13 protein-coding genes are annotated in these 16,464 nt (G+C 48.2%); 5 read left to right on the forward strand and 8 right to left on the reverse strand.

Annotation, left to right across the window (positions count from 1 at the left end; genetic code table 11):
• The first annotated feature begins 145 nt into the window (after positions 1–145).
• Positions 146–2,290, forward strand: a complete 2,145-nt coding sequence (locus tag O9X78_RS03560; protein ID WP_269618240.1) for a carboxy terminal-processing peptidase — start codon at positions 146–148, stop codon at positions 2,288–2,290.
• A gap of 32 nt (positions 2,291–2,322) precedes the next feature.
• On the opposite strand, the gene gorA is transcribed toward O9X78_RS03560, so the two are convergent.
• Genes gorA through O9X78_RS03595 form a run of 7 tightly spaced genes read right to left on the reverse strand, consistent with a single transcriptional unit; the run spans position 2,323 to position 11,129 of the window.
• On the reverse strand, positions 2,323–3,675 hold the full coding sequence (gene gorA, locus O9X78_RS03565) for a glutathione-disulfide reductase (RefSeq protein WP_269618241.1): 1,353 nt from the start codon (positions 3,673–3,675) through the stop codon (positions 2,323–2,325).
• A 45-nt stretch (positions 3,676–3,720) separates the two neighbouring features.
• Positions 3,721–5,124 carry a siroheme synthase CysG gene (gene cysG, locus O9X78_RS03570; RefSeq protein ID WP_269618242.1) on the reverse strand — a complete coding sequence of 468 codons (1,404 nt, stop codon included), beginning with the start codon at positions 5,122–5,124 and terminating at the stop codon, positions 3,721–3,723.
• A gap of 4 nt (positions 5,125–5,128) precedes the next feature.
• The gene (gene serS, locus O9X78_RS03575) at positions 5,129–6,433 is read right to left on the reverse strand and encodes a serine--tRNA ligase (protein WP_269618243.1); all 1,305 of its coding nucleotides are present in this window, start codon (positions 6,431–6,433) and stop codon (positions 5,129–5,131) included.
• A gap of 40 nt (positions 6,434–6,473) precedes the next feature.
• On the reverse strand, positions 6,474–6,845 hold the full coding sequence (crcB, locus tag O9X78_RS03580; protein ID WP_269618244.1) for a fluoride efflux transporter CrcB: 372 nt from the start codon (positions 6,843–6,845) through the stop codon (positions 6,474–6,476).
• A gap of 44 nt (positions 6,846–6,889) precedes the next feature.
• A complete protein-coding gene (locus O9X78_RS03585; protein WP_269618462.1) occupies positions 6,890–8,170 on the reverse strand; it encodes a replication-associated recombination protein A in 1,281 nt (426 codons plus the stop codon).
• Between the two features lie 23 nt (positions 8,171–8,193).
• Positions 8,194–8,796 (reverse strand): outer membrane lipoprotein periplasmic chaperone LolA, encoded by a 603-nt coding sequence (lolA, locus tag O9X78_RS03590; RefSeq protein ID WP_269618245.1) that lies wholly within the window; start codon positions 8,794–8,796, stop codon positions 8,194–8,196.
• 11 nt (positions 8,797–8,807) lie between these two features.
• A complete protein-coding gene (locus tag O9X78_RS03595; protein ID WP_269618246.1) occupies positions 8,808–11,129 on the reverse strand; it encodes a DNA translocase FtsK in 2,322 nt (773 codons plus the stop codon).
• A gap of 276 nt (positions 11,130–11,405) precedes the next feature.
• On the opposite strand from O9X78_RS03595, the gene trxB reads away from it, so the two are divergent.
• The 4 genes from trxB (at position 11,406) to infA (ending at position 14,177) form a co-directional block, all read left to right on the forward strand.
• Complete coding sequence (gene trxB / locus O9X78_RS03600; protein WP_269618247.1) at positions 11,406–12,356, forward strand: thioredoxin-disulfide reductase; 951 nt, start codon at positions 11,406–11,408, stop codon at positions 12,354–12,356.
• Positions 12,357–12,375: 19 nt separating this feature from the next.
• Entirely contained in the window at positions 12,376–13,101 is a 726-nt protein-coding gene (gene aat / locus O9X78_RS03605) for a leucyl/phenylalanyl-tRNA--protein transferase (RefSeq protein WP_269618248.1), read from the forward strand.
• Positions 13,102–13,103: 2 nt separating this feature from the next.
• Positions 13,104–13,808, forward strand: coding sequence for an arginyltransferase (locus O9X78_RS03610; RefSeq protein WP_269618249.1), 705 nt, complete (start codon positions 13,104–13,106; stop codon positions 13,806–13,808).
• Positions 13,809–13,958: 150 nt separating this feature from the next.
• Positions 13,959–14,177: a translation initiation factor IF-1 gene (gene infA, locus O9X78_RS03615; protein ID WP_008247839.1), complete on the forward strand. Its 219-nt coding sequence runs from the start codon at positions 13,959–13,961 to the stop codon at positions 14,175–14,177.
• A 4-nt stretch (positions 14,178–14,181) separates the two neighbouring features.
• On the opposite strand, the gene clpA is transcribed toward infA, so the two are convergent.
• Positions 14,182–16,461, reverse strand: a complete 2,280-nt coding sequence (gene clpA / locus O9X78_RS03620) for an ATP-dependent Clp protease ATP-binding subunit ClpA (protein ID WP_269618250.1) — start codon at positions 16,459–16,461, stop codon at positions 14,182–14,184.
• Positions 16,462–16,464: the final 3 nt, after the last annotated feature.

Genomic DNA, 16,464 nt, shown 5'->3' on the forward strand with positions numbered 1-16,464 from the left:
CGCACATTCTAGATATTTGTGCGCGCAGTGCTTTTAACACCACGACTTTTTGGTAGATCATGTTTGAAGTGGCCGCCAGACCTGCATTACGCGCGCTGGCGGTGTAACATAGCAATGTCACCTAGGCTTTGAGATGCGGTATTCAATGTTAACTATAAAATCATCACGCAATCGTAAATTCACTTGCGCGGTTATTGTCGCCCTATTCCTATCAGTATTTAACCTTTCGGCGTGTGCCGACGGCGCGATCAAAGCCTTGGTGCCTGATGAATCGCATAAGACTGCAATTCACGACATGATCGAGCAACTCAACAGCCGCCATTACGTGAAGCTGTCATTAAATGACGAGTTGTCGGGTAGGCTACTGGATGCTTTTCTCGACGACTTGGACCCGAATCGACTTTTTTTACTTAAAAGTGATATCGCCGAGTTTCAAAAATATCGTAGCACGTTGGATGACGAGCTAAAGAAATCGGACCTCAGCGCCGGCTTCTTCATTTTTAACCGCTATCGCGAACGCATGACCACGCGTATGCAAGACATCTTGGATACGCTAGCAGCCAATGTGGCGGCGATGGATTTCAGCGTAAAGGAAGACATTGAGCTAGATCGGACTAAAGCGAAATGGCCTGAGAACAAAGCCGAAGCCGATGAAATTTGGCGCAAACAAATTAAGAATCGTGTTCTAGGCTTACGTCTGGCGGATAAAGACAACGACGCTATCGTCGAATTACTCAGCAAACGCTTTAAAAACCAAATCAAGCGTATGAATCAATTGGAGTCAGAGGACGCGTTTCAAATTTACGCCAATGCCTTTGCCTCTCTCTACGACCCACATACCGATTACTTTTCGCCGCGGATTTCTGAAAACTTCCAAATTAACATGAGTCTTAAGCTAGAAGGTATCGGCGCAGTTTTGCAAATGGAGGATGACTACACCAAGGTTGTCCGTCTAGTGCCAGCTGGGCCTGCCGACAAGGAAGGCCAGCTCCAACCTGCGGATAGAATTATTGGAGTTGCTCAAGGCAAAAAAGGTGAAATGCAGGATGTTATCGGTTGGCGTCTAGACGATGTCGTCGATCTAATCCGTGGAGCGTCAGGTTCTTTCGTCCGGCTTGAAGTTATTCCGGCCATCGCTAAAAGTGATGAAGCACGCCGTGAAATCCTCATCGAACGTAATGAAGTTAAGTTAGAAGATCAAAGTGCCAAGGGCGAAATGATCGATATCACCGGTAGCGATGGCGAAGTGCATCATGTTGGTGTGATAGATGTGCCAACATTCTATTTAGACTTTGAAGCTTACCGTCTTGGCGATACTGAATTCCGCAGCACAACGCGAGATGTACATCGGATTCTAGGAGAGCTTCTTAGCCAAGGGGCCGAAGGGATTATCATCGATCTTCGTGACAATGGCGGCGGCTCGCTCGCTGAAGCAAATGGCATGGTAGGACTCTTCATCGAATCAGGCCCAACGGTACAAATTCGGCAGTCAAACGCCCGTGTATTGAAAGAGGGTAAGCGCCGCAGCTCGCCCTACTACACTGGTCCGCTTGCGGTTCTAATAAACAGAATGAGTGCGTCGGCATCAGAAATCTTCGCTGGTGCGATTCAGGATTACCAGCGCGGCCTCGTTATTGGAACCCAATCCTTTGGCAAAGGCACCGTTCAATCAGTAAATGAACTCAGTCACGGTCAATTGAAACTCACAGAATCTAAGTTTTATCGTATCTCTGGCGACAGCACTCAGAACCGTGGTGTAATTCCAGATATCGCTTTCCCTCCGCTTTACAGCAAAGAAGATATTGGTGAAAGCGTTCTAGACAACGCTCTGCACTGGGATCGTATTCCACAAGCTAATCACCGCTACTACTTCGATTTGAAAGACGGACTAGCAACACTGCAACGCAAGCACGATAAACGCATTGCCAAGGACCCAGAGTTTCAGTTTTTGCAGGAGCAAATCCATGTCATCGAAAAACTGCGTAGCAAAACCCACTTATCGTTGAATATTGATCTGCGTAAAAAAGAACGTGATGAGCAAAAAGTACAACAGTTGGCAATGGAAAATCGTCGCCGCGTCGCCAAAGGTGAAGAACCTTTAGAGGCACTTGAAGACGACACGACCGCCGAGCTTGCCATGACTGAAGAAGAATTAGAGGCAAAAGCAGAGAAGGACGAACAAGACAAAGATAAGGAAAAAGAGCCTGATCCACTGCTAACCGAAGCTAGCCATATTTTGGTAGACGCGGCGCCCTATTTTGAACCTGAGCGTTTAGCCAGACGCCCCTAGCGTCTGGTTTTTCCTTGGTCTATGAATAGGGATTAGCGACTAGCTTCTCTCATCGTCACAAACTCTTCAGCAACTGTCGGGTGTATTCCAATCGTCGAATCGAAATCGGCCTTAGTTGCACCCGCTTTAATCGCCACCGCAATCCCCTGAATAATCTCTCCTGCGTCGTCGCCCATCATATGAGCGCCGACCACTTTGTCGCTGGCCTTATCAACAATCAACTTTAAAAACGTCTTAGTCATGTTGCCGCTTAAAGTGTGCTTTAAGTGGGTAAACCGAGAGGTAAATACAGCGATATCGCCGTAGCGTTCCCGCGCGTCTTCTTCACTAAATCCGACAGTCGCTAAGTTAGGTTGTGAAAAAATTGCCGTTGGAATAAAGCTGTAATCAAGAACGGTTTGGTCGCCTTTAAACAAACGTTTAGCTAAGTTCATGCCCTCAGCGAGCGCTACCGGCGTTAATTCCATGCCAGCGGTGACATCACCAACGGCATAAATCGAAGGCTCCGTTGTTTTAAAACCTTGATCAACAGCAATATAACCCTCGTCGGTTAAGCTCACACTGGTATTTTCAAGGCCAAGTCCATCCAGTAACGGTTTGCGACCAGTTGCATATAAGACTTGGTCGGTAACTACATTTTCTCCGCTTTCTAATGTCAGTTGGTAGCGCCCGTCTTTCTTGATGATTTCCGCCACGTTATCGTTGAATCGTAACTTGATACCCTTGGCACGCATCTCCTCGGCTAACTGCGCGCGTATTTCTGAATCGAATCCGCGCAAGAACAAATCACCACGATAAATTTGCTCTACGTCGACACCTAAACCATGCAAGATTCCGGCAAATTCAGTGGCGATATAACCGCCACCAACAATCACCGCATGTTTAGGTAAATGTTCTAAATAAAAGAATTCATTGGAGCTGATCGCAAACTCGCGGCCCGGAAACTCTGGAATAAACGGCCAGCCACCTACAGAAATTAAAATAGACTTCGCTGTGTACTGCTTTCCTTCCACCTCAACGGTATTTGGATCGATAATTCGCGCGTGGCCATTAATTAACTCAACCCCGGCGTTGCGCAATAAATTCCCGTAAATGCCGTTTAATCGCTCAATTTCTTTGGTTTTATTGTCCCGAAGACGCGGCCAATCGAGCTCTTGAACCTCACAGTCCCAGCCAAAGCCCTTTGCATCACTGAAGTCTTCACGATAATGCGCGGCGTAACTGAATAGTTTTTTAGGGACACAGCCAACATTTACACAGGTGCCGCCTAAATAACGGGATTCAGCAATAGCGACTTTAGCCCCAAATCCAGAAGACATTCGAGCAGCGCGCACACCGCCAGAGCCAGCGCCAATAACAAACAAGTCGTAATCCGTCTCGCTCACGGGTTCTCCTTTAAATTCTTATAGGTATTGTGTGAAATAAGATGTTTATAGTGCAGTAGAAGCCAAATCGTATTTTTCATACCACGCTAGCTTTTCACGCAACTTAACTACTTCACCAACAATAATTAACGTCGGCGCACGAACTGGCTCGTCTTTTAGTGTATCAACCATTGTTGCCAATGTTGCTACTACGACTTTCTGATTCGGCGTCGTTCCTTGCTGAACAACCGCAATTGGGGTTTCAGCGGGACGACCAAACTCCATCAACTTTTCGCAAATAGTGGGTAAGCCTACGAGGCCCATATAAAAAACCACGGTTTGCGCGGGCCTGACCAATTCGTCCCAGGGCAAATTGATGCTGTGATCTTTCAGATGGCCAGTCACAAAACGCACTGACTGAGCATAATCTCGGTGGGTTAACGGAATACCTGCATAACTTGCACAACCAGCTGCCGCGGTAATACCAGGCACAACTTGAAAGGGAATTTTTTCTTCGGCTAGTAGCTCGATTTCCTCACCGCCGCGACCAAAAATAAAGGGATCCCCCCCTTTTAAGCGGGCAACTTTCTTCCCCTCTTTTGCGTATTTTACCAGCAGCATATTTATATCCTGCTGGGGGACCGCGTGATCTGACCGTGCCTTACCGACATAAATACGTTCTGCGTCTTTGCGGCACATGTCAACAATCGCGGGTGCCACCAACCTGTCGTATAAAACCACGTCCGCTCTCTGTAAAAGGCGCAAGGCCTTGAACGTCATAAGATCTGGATCACCTGGCCCGGCGCCAATTAAATACACTTCACCGCCTGGCTCTACCGTGCCATTTTTTATCGCGTCGCCGAGCATAGTCGCCGCGGCATTTTCGTTGCCAGCAAACACCATTTCAGCAATTGGGCCCTGTAGGGTTTGCTCCCAGAAATGCCGACGATCCTCAATATTGTCAAAACGAGCCTTCACTTTATCACGGAACTGGCCAGCCAAATTGGCCAAACGACCGTAAGCCGCGGGAATGCTGGATTCTAACCGGGAGCGCATTAAGCGCGCGACAACTGGACTTCGACCACCGCTACTGATGGCAATGATTAGTGGCGAGCGGTCGATAATCGCAGGCAAAATAACACTGCATAAACTTGGGCTATCAACAACATTCACGGGAATATGACGCTTATGACAAGCCTGCGAAACACGAGTATTTAAATCATGGTCATCTGTCGCGGCAATAACTAAAAATACGTCATCTAGCAGATGCTCGCCGTATTCACCGCGAATACATTCGCCACCGGCATTTAAACAGAGTTTTGACAACTCTGGCAGAATGTCATGGGCAACTAACCGTAATTTCGCGCCGGCTTTGCAGAGCAAACGCGCTTTGCGCAGCGCGACTTGCCCGCCACCGATCAGTAAGCAGGGTTTGTTGCGAAGATCAGTAAAAAGGGGGAGAAACTCCATTGAATCAGAGCTCTCCCGGTAGTAAATGTTGTATGCCGCCCATATACGATTGCAGTGCTGTGGGTACGTTTAGTGAACCATCGGCTTGTTGGTAATTTTCAAGTATCGCAACCAGAGTTCGTCCAACCGCGAGGCCAGACCCGTTTAGCGTGTGCAATAATTCTGACTTACCCGTTTCAGGATTGCGCCAGCGCGCCATCATTCTCCGTGCCTGAAAATCGCCAAAGCTACTGCAAGACGATATCTCTCGATAAGCGCTCTGCCCCGGCAGCCACACTTCCAAATCATAGGTCTTGCGTGCGGAGAACCCAAGGTCACCACCACATAAAATCACTTTTCGGTAGGGCAAATTTAGCTTTTGTAAAATAGCTTCTGCATGTCCCGTTAACGCTTCCAAAGCTGAATCAGATTCCTCCGGGCGAACGAACTGAACAAGCTCTACTTTCTCAAACTGATGCTGGCGAATCATGCCCCGTGTGTCGCGACCATAACTGCCCGCCTCGCTTCGAAAACACGGGGTATGGCAGGTAAAGCGAAGGCCTTTTTCTAGCTCCGCGGGGTCAACGATCGTATCGCGATACAAATTGGTGACGGGTACTTCTGCCGTCGGAATCAGATAGTATTCAGAGTCGCCTTGTAATTTAAACAAGTCGGCCTCAAATTTCGGAAGCTGACCGGTACCGCGCAACGAATCTGCATTGACCATATACGGCACATAAACTTCTTGGTAACCGTGTTCACGGGTGTGGGTGTCGAGCATTAACTGAATTAGCGCGCGATGCATACGTGCCAAACCGCCACGCATTACCGCAAAGCGACTGCCCGTGATTTTGGTCGCAACTTCAAAGTCCAGGCCCCCCAGTTTTTCACCAACATCAACGTGATCTTTAACATCGAAATCAAAGTTTCTTGGCTCGCCCCAACGCAACACTTCAACGTTGTTTGATTCGTCCTTACCGTCAGGTACGTCGTCTGCAGGTAGATTTGGTACGGCCATCAACAACTGATCTAAGGCGTCGTTAGCCTCTTTCGCTTGCAGTTTAAGCGCCTCAAGTTCCGATTCTATTTTCGCAAGCGTTTCGTTTACCTGTGCCTTGGCCTCGTCAATATTAAGACCCGTTTTAATGAGCTCGCCAATTTGTTTAGAGGCCTTTTTACGCTCTGCCAACAAATTCTGGCTATTTATATCGGCCTGTTTACGCACCGCGTCTAGGGCCTCAAACTCGGCAGCATTAAAACTATAAAACTTTTTATTCAGCGCGTCGGCAACAGCCTGAGGGTCCAGCCGAACCTGCTTGATATCTAACATTAATATGAATCTCCAACCATAAGTTTTTAAATACTTTTAACTATCGGAATAAAGTCATGCCCAGCCAGCATCCAAAGACGCAGCTCGCCAGAGTTGCCAACATATAACTAAGTGCCAAAGCGATTTTGCCCGTTTCTAACATCGCGACAGATTCCAGTGAGAACGTAGAAAAAGTCGTGAATGCACCCAAAAAGCCGACCATTAGTACATAACGCCAATCTGAATGAATAACGGATTTTTCGGTGATCAATACATAGATTGCACCAATGGTGAACGAGCCCGCAATATTTACTGCAAATGTAGCCACTGGCCAATGACCTTGGCTTAGATAAGTGGCGACCGCACGGCCTATTCCGTAACGACTTAAGGCGCCACAGGCACCACCTAAGGCAATGAGAAAATAGACTTGCACGAGTTTGTCTCCGATTTGAGGCGCGCTATTCTACCGCATTCGGCTTAACGATAACGTGTATGCGGGGATGCCGCATCACGTTCGCGTAAATATCGCAGTTTTTCAGCGATTTTTTTCTCTAAGCCGCGCTCGACGGGTTGATAATAGACGGCGTCTTTTATCTCTTCAGGTAGATAATTTTCACCTGCGGCGTAAGCATCTACCTCGTCGTGGGCGTAGCGATAGCCATCGCCAAAACCTTGCGTCTTCATCATCCCTGTTGGCGCGTTGCGTAAATGCATGGGCACCTCATAGCTAGGTGCAGCCGCTATGTCGCGTTTCACGGCATTATAGGCTGTATACACCGCATTGCTTTTTGGCGCAGCGGCAAGATAGCAAACAGCCTGCGCCATCGCTAATTCACCCTCTGGGCTCCCTAACCGTTCCTGAACATCCCAGGCATCTAAACAAATACGCAGTGCACGTGGGTCGGCATTGCCAATATCTTCACTGGCCATGCGCACTAAGCGGCGGGCAACATACAAGGGTTCACAGCCACCATCTAACATTCGGGCAAACCAATATAGCGCGCCGTCAGGTGAGCTACCCCGTACAGATTTATGTAGCGCAGAAATTTGCTCGTAAAACAAATCGCCACCTTTGTCGAAACGACGGGGCTGACCACTTAAGAGCTGATCGACAATATCTTCACTCAAAACACGACCGTCGCCACGGTCAAGCACCATGTCTCCCGCAAGCTCAATAAGGTTGAGCGCACGCCTTGCATCGCCGTCGGCATGTGCGGCGATGCGCGCAATTTGCTCATCGCCAAGCTCCCACGACTCCCGTTCTACCGCGTGTTGAATAATACGGGTCAGAGCATCATCATTCAGGGCGTTAAGCTGATAAACCCGTGCGCGCGATAACAAGGCATTATTGATTTCAAACGAAGGGTTTTCTGTTGTCGCGCCGACAAATATGACAGTGCCATCTTCTACGTAGGGTAAAAAGGCATCCTGCTGCGCCTTATTAAATCGGTGTACTTCGTCGATAAATAAAATCGTTCTGCGCTTAAAAAACTGCTGCTTTTTTGCTTCGTCTACGGCAGCTCGAATGTCTTTCACGCCGGCAAGTACTGCCGAAATACTGATAAAATGCGCATCGCAAAGCTGGGCGATCAATTGCGCAAGTGTGGTTTTACCCACACCTGGCGGCCCCCAGAAGATCATGGAGTGAAGTTGGCCGGAGTCTAAGGCCCTGCGCAGCGGCTTATCTTCACCCAGCAGATGTTCTTGGCCGAGGTAGTGCTCTAGGGTTTGCGGCCGCATACGCGCCGCTAGCGGCATTCCTGCTTGTATGGGCCCATCAATCAAGACTGGCGAGCCTCAGCCTCGTTAAACTCGAAGGTTTTCGCGTCAAACTTGCCGTTGTATTTAGGCTCGATAAAATCGATTTGAGTCGTCTGCTCCAAGGTGTCCTTTAAACGCATACCGGTCAATTTGCCCATGGTGAAGAGCAGACGCATTTCAGAAAATGCACCGGGCTGTTTAGGAAGCAACACGAATTCTCGGGTGTTTCCTGATTTAATCACGCTTACATCGTAGTCCGCCGCCAGCTGATCTATTGATGCGCCAATAATCATTGCAGGGGTTTGCGACATTTGCGAATCGAAAGGATCAGAATTCAGCTGGTCAAGATCAGCATCATAGCGCCATACCGTCTTACCATTGCTCACCAGTAGATAGTGAAACGGTTCAAGACTCTCCCAGCGAATAAAATTAGGACGTTTTAGCGCAATTGTTCCCTTGCTTTCTTGCAGTACCTCACCGCTAGCGTCGCGAACTTGCTGAATAAATTTAGAGTTTAGACTTTGGGCACCGGAAAGATGTAGATGTAATTGGGCAACGTCGCCCTCTGCATAGGCTGAAATTTGTAACAGAGATAAGCATAAAAATAGAAACAACTTACGCATAATTTTCACTTTTAATCACGTGGCGGCGGAGCCAGCACTTCCCTACTTCCGTTGCTGGCCATTTCAGTTACGACACCGGCCGCTTCCATTGTTTCAATTAATCGTGCTGCGCGATTGTAACCAATACGTAATTTACGTTGCACGGACGAGATCGAGGCCCGTCTGCTTTCGGTAACATATTGCACCGCTTCGTCGTATAGTGCGTCACCCTCGCCGTCATCACCGCCGCCTTCAGGTGCCATACCCGGCATCGCATCGGTGGCACTACCCTCTTCTAAGAGGCCGTCAATATATTGAGGTTCACCGCGACGCTTCCAATCCGCAACCACGCGATGAACCTCTTCATCGGAGACAAACGCGCCGTGAACACGAATAGGAATACCTGCGCCAGGCGGTAAATAAAGCATATCGCCATGGCCAAGTAGCTGTTCAGCACCACCCTGATCAAGAATCGTCCTAGAATCAATTTTGGATGACACTTGAAAACCAATACGCGTCGGCACGTTTGCTTTGATTAAACCGGTAATAACGTCCACTGAAGGCCGCTGCGTCGCAAGTAATAAGTGAATACCCGCCGCTCGTGCTTTTTGCGCGATACGGGCAATTAATTCTTCAACTTTTTTGCCGACGATCATCATCATGTCAGCAAACTCGTCAATCACCACGACGATAGATGGCAGAACCACCAAGTCTGGTGCTTGGGCCTCTTCTAAGCCTGCTTGATAATGGTCTTCCGGTTTCCAAAGCGGATCTTTTATGGGCTCGCCCGCTAAAATGGCGTCTTTAATCTTGCGATTAAAGCCCGCTAAATTACGAACACCCATTTTCGACATAAGCTTGTAGCGCCGCTCCATCTCAGCTACACACCAGCGCAGTCCATTGGCGGCGTCTTTCATGTCGGTTATTACCGGTGTCAATAAATGAGGAATACCGTCGTAGACCGACAGTTCCAACATTTTCGGGTCTACCAACATCAAGCGAACTTCTTCAGGCGTTGACTTGTATAACAAACTTATCAGCATCGCGTTTACGCCCACTGATTTACCCGAGCCTGTGGTACCAGCGACCAATAGATGCGGCATCTTACCGAGGTCCGCGCATACTGGTTCACCGGAAATATCGTGACCTAGGGCTAGCGTTAACGGCGATTTACTGGACTCAAATACCTCAGAAGCTAATACGTCATGGAAGTTAACAATCTCGCGATCTTCGTTCGGGATTTCGATGCCCACATAAGGTTTGCCAGGTATAACTTCAACAACCCGAACACTAATAACCGCAAGGGAACGAGCCAAATCCTTCACCAAGTTCGAGATCTTGCTGACCTTCACTCCCGCATCTGGCTCCAGCTCAAATCGCGTAATAACCGGACCGGGAAATACCGCCACTACTTTTGCAGATACCCCAAAATCCAGTAGTTTGATCTCTAATAAGCGCGACATTGCTTCTAGGGTTTCTGGCGAAAAACCGCGATCCGGGTTGTGAATGGCTTTATCTAATAAACTCAAAGACGGCAAGGTGCCGGTGACCGGGCCATCAAATAGCGTTGTCTGACGTTCCTTTTCTGGGCGCGCTGATTTAACGACCGGCTTTGGTGGCGGCGATATCTGCGGTGGAACTCTGGTTTTTAAAATTTCGGTTTTGGTGGTGAATGCTTCGTGACGCTCTTTTGCTGCGGTTGCGGCCTTTTTCTTCTCTGCACGGGCTTGACGATAACTATATATCGCGTCAATGCTACGATCATATAATTTCAACGTTAGTGCGCCGACAGAGTCCATGAGCCGTATCCAGGACAAGTCCGTGAACACAGTAAGCCCGAACAACAATATAGCCAGCAATAGCAAACGGCTACCGAATTCATTAAACGACGCCAAGGTAGCGTGACCAACGGCGTCGCCAAGCACGCCACCCGCACCAAATGGCAAACCACTAGTGCCGTAATCGCCATTTGCCGCAAGGCCAGTACTGGAGATCATCACCAACACCAGCCCAATAGTACGGAGAGAAAATATTAAGGAATCGAAGGCTGACGGCCGATAACGCGACTTGAATAGCCGCCATGCCCGAAACGCCAACATACTGGGAAACAAATAAGCCATATAGCCAAACAACGCAAAAAACACGTCTGCCAACCATGCACCAACAGGTCCGCCGGCATTGACTACGCCATCACCGTTACCTGTTCTAGACCAACCGGGGTCATTTCCGCTGTATGTTAAGAGAGAAACAAAAATATAGATGCAAACCGCGACGAATGCGATTAACAAGCCTTCGCGTAGTCGCAAATGCAAAATTTCGCGGTTATCCGCAGATGTCGTTGTCGGTTTAGGCAAAAGAAAACAAATTCCTAGTTACATCGAGCTAAAACAGCAGATTGCCAGCAGCATACTTGCCGTTACGAGAAAAATTTAATTCAAATTATGTTAATGGCGCTGACAGCAAGCCTATTGAAAATACCAATTCGGGCCCAATATTAGCACTATGTCAGGTCATTTGTCGCCGCATAGACATTTTGATGCGGCCGCAGAATTAACCTATGATATGCGCCTTATATCAGTCATTTCGGAATGAACCAAGTTCACTCCCCCTGAATGGAATACAGTAATTTTATGAGCGACAGCCAACACCATCGTCTAATTATTCTCGGTTCGGGTCCTGCCGGTTACACTGCGGCCGTTTACGCTGCCCGTGCCAATCTTAATCCTCTGGTTATAACCGGTATTCAACAAGGCGGTCAGCTCACTACCACTACCGATGTAGATAACTGGCCAGGTGACCAAAACGGCGTTCAAGGCCCAGAGCTTATGGTCAGAATGCAAGAACACGCAGAACGTTTCGACACAGAGGTTATTTTCGACCATATCGAGTCTGTTGACCTCAAAAATAAGCCTTTTACGCTAACGGGTAGTAAAACCTATACCTGTGACGGTTTAATTATTGCTACTGGTGCGTCCGCGCAATATTTAGGTCTCGCTTCAGAAGAGGCGTTTATGGGCAAAGGGGTTTCGGCCTGCGCAACCTGTGATGGCTTCTTTTACCGAGGTAAAAAAGTAGCCGTTATCGGCGGCGGTAATACGGCCGTTGAAGAAGCGCTGTATTTATCTAACATCGCATCTGAAGTGACCTTGATTCACCGTCGCGATAGCCTGCGCTCAGAAAAAATCCTTCAAGATAAACTGCTTGAGCGCGCAGCAAACGGCAATGTAAATATCTTATGGAATAACACCCTAGACGAAGTCTTGGGTGACGACAGCGGCGTAACTGGCTTACGTATAAGAAGCACCAAAGACGACAGCACCCAAGAAATTGACATTGCTGGGGTGTTCATAGCCATTGGCCACAAACCAAATACTGATATTTTCGAAGGCCAACTTGAGATGAAAGATGGCTACTTGAAAATTCACAGCGGTACTGAAGGCAACGCGACCCGCACCAGTGTTGAAGGTGTATTTGCCGCCGGGGATGTTGCTGACCACATTTACCGCCAAGCGGTAACATCTGCGGGCTTTGGCTGTATGGCGGCACTTGACGCTGAGCGTTATCTCGACGATTTAGTTTAATCCTTAGCAGCTTATCAATATGCCAACTATTCCATGGCTAGACGTTGATAAGCTGGTTTTTCCGGACGTCGAAAATGCATTAGATGATCCCAACGGCTTGCTTGCCGTTGGTGGTGATCTCAGTAGAGCGCGCATTATAACTGCCTATCGTCAAGGCATCTTTCCTTGGTATGAAGATTCACAGCCTATTCTTTGGTGGTCACCGCATCCAAGAGCGATACTCATCCCTCAACAGGTCTATATCAATCGTAGTCTGCGCAAAATATTGCGCCGACAGGACTATTCAGTTCGGTTTGATACCGCGTTTAGAGAGGTTTTAGCCGGTTGCGCGACACTAAGCCCCAAACGCACCGGTACATGGATAACAGACGATATGTCCGCCGCTTATCAAGACCTGCACGAGGCGGGCTGGGCCCATTCGGTTGAAGTCTGGCGAAATGAAAAACTGATTGGCGGTCTATACGGCATGGCGATTGGCAAAGTGTTTTATGGTGAGTCCATGTTTAGTCGTGAGACGAACGCATCCAAAATCGCTTTAATCCATCTTTGCGGGCAACTTGAGGACTGGGGATATCCACTGATTGATTGTCAGGTAGGAAATGACTACCTTGGCAGTATGGGCGCGCAAGACATTAGCCGCGAGGCCTTCAAAGAACATCTAGAGCAGTACACGAACACCCCTGGTAAACCCGTTGAAAAGTGGACTATGAATTGGCGATATGGACATTCGTCGCTAGTGGAATAAGCATGACAGACTCGAAGGAAATAAAACTCTACGCAACCTACCCCCATCCCTGTAGCTATTTTGATGATCGGGAAGCGAAGACGATTTTCATTGATCCTGATATGTCTCCCTCACCAACCTTATACAGTGAATTATCGCGCCGTGGATTTCGTCGCAGCGGCAGTCACATTTATAGACCGGACTGCAGTCGCTGCAAAGAATGCATCGCTAGCCGGGTGCCGGTGAACACATTTGCGCCGTCTCGGAGTCAGCGGCGAACGATGAGTCGCAATGATGATTTAAGAAGCGAAATTTCACCAACACTGTCCTCAGACGCCTACGAATTGTACGAACGCTATATAAATGGTCGGCATCGCGACGGCGATATGTTTCCACCGTCAAAAGAACAATTTGATAGTTTTCTAGGTCAAAGCAATGCCACAACGGTGTATGTTCATTTTTACGAAGGTACAAAACTCATTGCCATCGCGGTCACTGACGTTTTAGACGATGGCTTATCGGCGATATATACCTTCTATGATCCAGACTTAACCCGTCGAAGCCTTGGTGTTTACGGTATTCTTTGGCAAATATCGTACGCTAAATCGCTTGAATTGCCCTTTATTTACTTAGGATATTGGATTCGCGACTGTCAAAAAATGAGTTACAAAATCGACTACCGACCCATAGAACTGCTGATAAACAGTCGTTGGGTACGACTTAACTAAGAGGGATCTTGTGGTAAGTCGTATCAATCACCCGTGTAAATTGCCAAACACCGTAAATTAAGGCAAAATGCGCGCAGTTTTGACAGCCCACCGTGGCCATCAGGGCCTCTCTATCATTAATTCTTAAAGACTTTCGAGGATAGTTGCCGAATGGCGAAAGAAGACCAGATTGAAATGGAAGGCGAAGTCATCGATACCTTGCCAAACACAACCTTTCGCGTGCGCCTAGAAAATGGACACGTAGTGACTGCCCATATCTCGGGCAAAATGCGTAAGCATTACATCCGTATTCTTACCGGAGATAAGGTCAAGGTTGAATTAACCCCCTATGACCTTAGCAAAGGTCGCATTACTTTCCGCGGTCGTTAATACTTCAATCGCAGGTCTGGCTCTCCTCCTCATCCACCGTAACTGCGGTTAGAGCTAGACCATCATCCTTAACGGTGATGTTTACCACCCCGCCTTGTTTTTCTAAGCTGCCGAATAGCACCATTTCAGCCAGCGGCTTTTTGATGTGCTGCTGAATCACTCGTGCCATAGGCCGAGCACCCATGGTTTTGTCGTAGCCATTGGTAACTAACCAACGACGTGCGGCATCATCCACATTGAGTACGACTGTCTTATCATCCAACTGCGCCTGCAATTCAACTAAGAACTTATCAACCACCGTGAGAATAACATCCGGCTCTAGCGGCGCGAAGGAAATCACGCTATCTAAGCGGTTGCGGAACTCTGGTGTAAACAGGCGGTTAATTGCCTCCGACGAATCCGTCTGATTATCTTGCTCAGTAAAACCAATCGAACGACGGCTCATACTTTCTGCGCCGGCATTCGTGGTCATCACAAAAATCACATTACGGAAATCTGCCTTACGACCATTGTTGTCGGTTAGCGAGCCGTGATCCATTACCTGCAATAACAGGTTAAAGAGATCTGGATGCGCTTTCTCTATTTCATCTAACAACACCACCGAATGCGGGTGCTTTGTTACCGAATCGGTTAAGAGGCCGCCTTGATCAAAGCCAACATATCCAGGAGGCGCGCCTATGAGTCGAGAAACCGTGTGGCGCTCCATGTACTCAGACATATCAAAGCGAATCAGCTCTAATCCCAAGAGGTTGGCTAACTGGCGACAAATTTCAGTCTTACCGACCCCGGTAGGCCCGGCTAACAAGAAGCTACCGATTGGTTTCTCCGCTGACTTCAACCCTGCTCTCGCAAGCTTAATTGACGCACTGAGTTCCGCAACAGCTTGATCCTGCCCAAAGACAACCATCTTGAGGTTATCTTCCAATTTAACGAGTGAGGCTCTGTCATCAGACGACACACTCTTAGGCGGAATGCGGGCGATTTTAGCCACGATTGCCTCAATTTCAGCTATGTCGATTTTTTCAACGCGATTATCCGGCTTTTGCAAACGCTGGTATGCGCCCGCTTCATCGATCACATCAATGGCTTTGTCTGGTAAAAAGCGATCATTGATGTAACGTGCCGACAATTCTGCTGCAGAGCGCAATGCACCGTCGGTATATTTAAGATCGTGGTGAGACTCGAACCGCGACCGCAACCCCTTAAGAATTAAATAAGTGTCTTCTACCGAAGGTTCATTCACATCGACCTTTTGGAAACGACGACTCAGGGCGCGATCTTTATCGAAAATTCCACGATATTCTTGGAACGTTGTCGAGCCTATGCAGCGCATTTGACCCGAGCTAAGCAGCGGCTTAAGTAGGTTTGACGCATCCATGACACCACCAGAAGCAGCGCCAGCACCAATAATGGTGTGGATTTCGTCTATAAACAATATAGCGCCGGGACGTTTTTTAAGGTCTGCCAAAAGGCCTTTTAAGCGCTTCTCAAAATCGCCGCGGTATTTGGTACCTGCAAGCAAGGCCCCCATATCAAGCGAATACACTACGCTTCCAACAAGAACGTCTGGAACTTCGCCATCCACAATGCGTTTAGCCAAGCCTTCCGCAATTGCCGTTTTACCCACGCCAGATTCACCCACCAGTAGAGGGTTGTTTTTACGACGACGGGTAAGTATTTGAGCGACGCGCTCTACTTCATCAGCGCGACCAATTAGTGGATCGATACGCCCCGCTTTCGCTTCTTCGTTTAAATTAGTGGCGAAGTTTTCTAATGGACGTTGTTCTGGATCCGCATTTTCCGAGTCTTGATCTTGTTGCTGGTCATGCTCAAGACCTTCGGCGCCAGACACTTTAGAAATGCCGTGGGTAATGTAATTCACCACATCCAAACGATTTACGTTCTGTGATTTTAGGAAGTAAACCGCTTGGCTTTCTTGCTCACTGAAAATAGCGACCAATACGTTTGCGCCAGTTACCTCTTGCTTGCCGGAGGACTGCACATGGAACACCGCCCGCTGCAGCACGCGCTGAAAACCCAATGTTGGTTGGGTATCACGGTCGGCATCGTCTTCAGGAATTCGAGGCGTGGTAGCCTCTACGAATTCTTTTAACTCACCCTTAAGTTGAGTTAAATCTGCACCGCATGCTAGCAGCACCTTGACAGCGGCTTCGTTATCGGCCAAAGCCAATAGTAAGTGTTCGACGGTCATAAACTCATGCCGACGACTTCGAGCCGATTTAAATGCCTGGCTCAATGTTGTTTCGAGATCTTTGCTCAACATAGA

Origin of the sequence: Zhongshania aquatica (genome assembly GCF_027257955.1) — a bacterium.
GTDB lineage: Bacteria > Pseudomonadota > Gammaproteobacteria > Pseudomonadales > Spongiibacteraceae > Spongiibacter > Spongiibacter aquatica.

Coding starts and splice junctions, on each gene's coding strand:
- O9X78_RS03560 (WP_269618240.1), top strand. CDS start 146: ATGTTAACTATAAAATCATCACGCAATCGTAAATTCACTTGCGCGGTT.
- cysG (WP_269618242.1), bottom strand. CDS start 5,124: ATGGAGTTTCTCCCCCTTTTTACTGATCTTCGCAACAAACCCTGCTTA.
- serS (WP_269618243.1), bottom strand. CDS start 6,433: ATGTTAGATATCAAGCAGGTTCGGCTGGACCCTCAGGCTGTTGCCGAC.
- O9X78_RS03585 (WP_269618462.1), bottom strand. CDS start 8,170: ATGCCGCTAGCGGCGCGTATGCGGCCGCAAACCCTAGAGCACTACCTC.
- lolA (WP_269618245.1), bottom strand. CDS start 8,796: ATGCGTAAGTTGTTTCTATTTTTATGCTTATCTCTGTTACAAATTTCA.
- trxB (WP_269618247.1), top strand. CDS start 11,406: ATGAGCGACAGCCAACACCATCGTCTAATTATTCTCGGTTCGGGTCCT.
- aat (WP_269618248.1), top strand. CDS start 12,376: ATGCCAACTATTCCATGGCTAGACGTTGATAAGCTGGTTTTTCCGGAC.
- O9X78_RS03610 (WP_269618249.1), top strand. CDS start 13,104: ATGACAGACTCGAAGGAAATAAAACTCTACGCAACCTACCCCCATCCC.
- infA (WP_008247839.1), top strand. CDS start 13,959: ATGGCGAAAGAAGACCAGATTGAAATGGAAGGCGAAGTCATCGATACC.
- clpA (WP_269618250.1), bottom strand. CDS start 16,461: ATGTTGAGCAAAGATCTCGAAACAACATTGAGCCAGGCATTTAAATCG.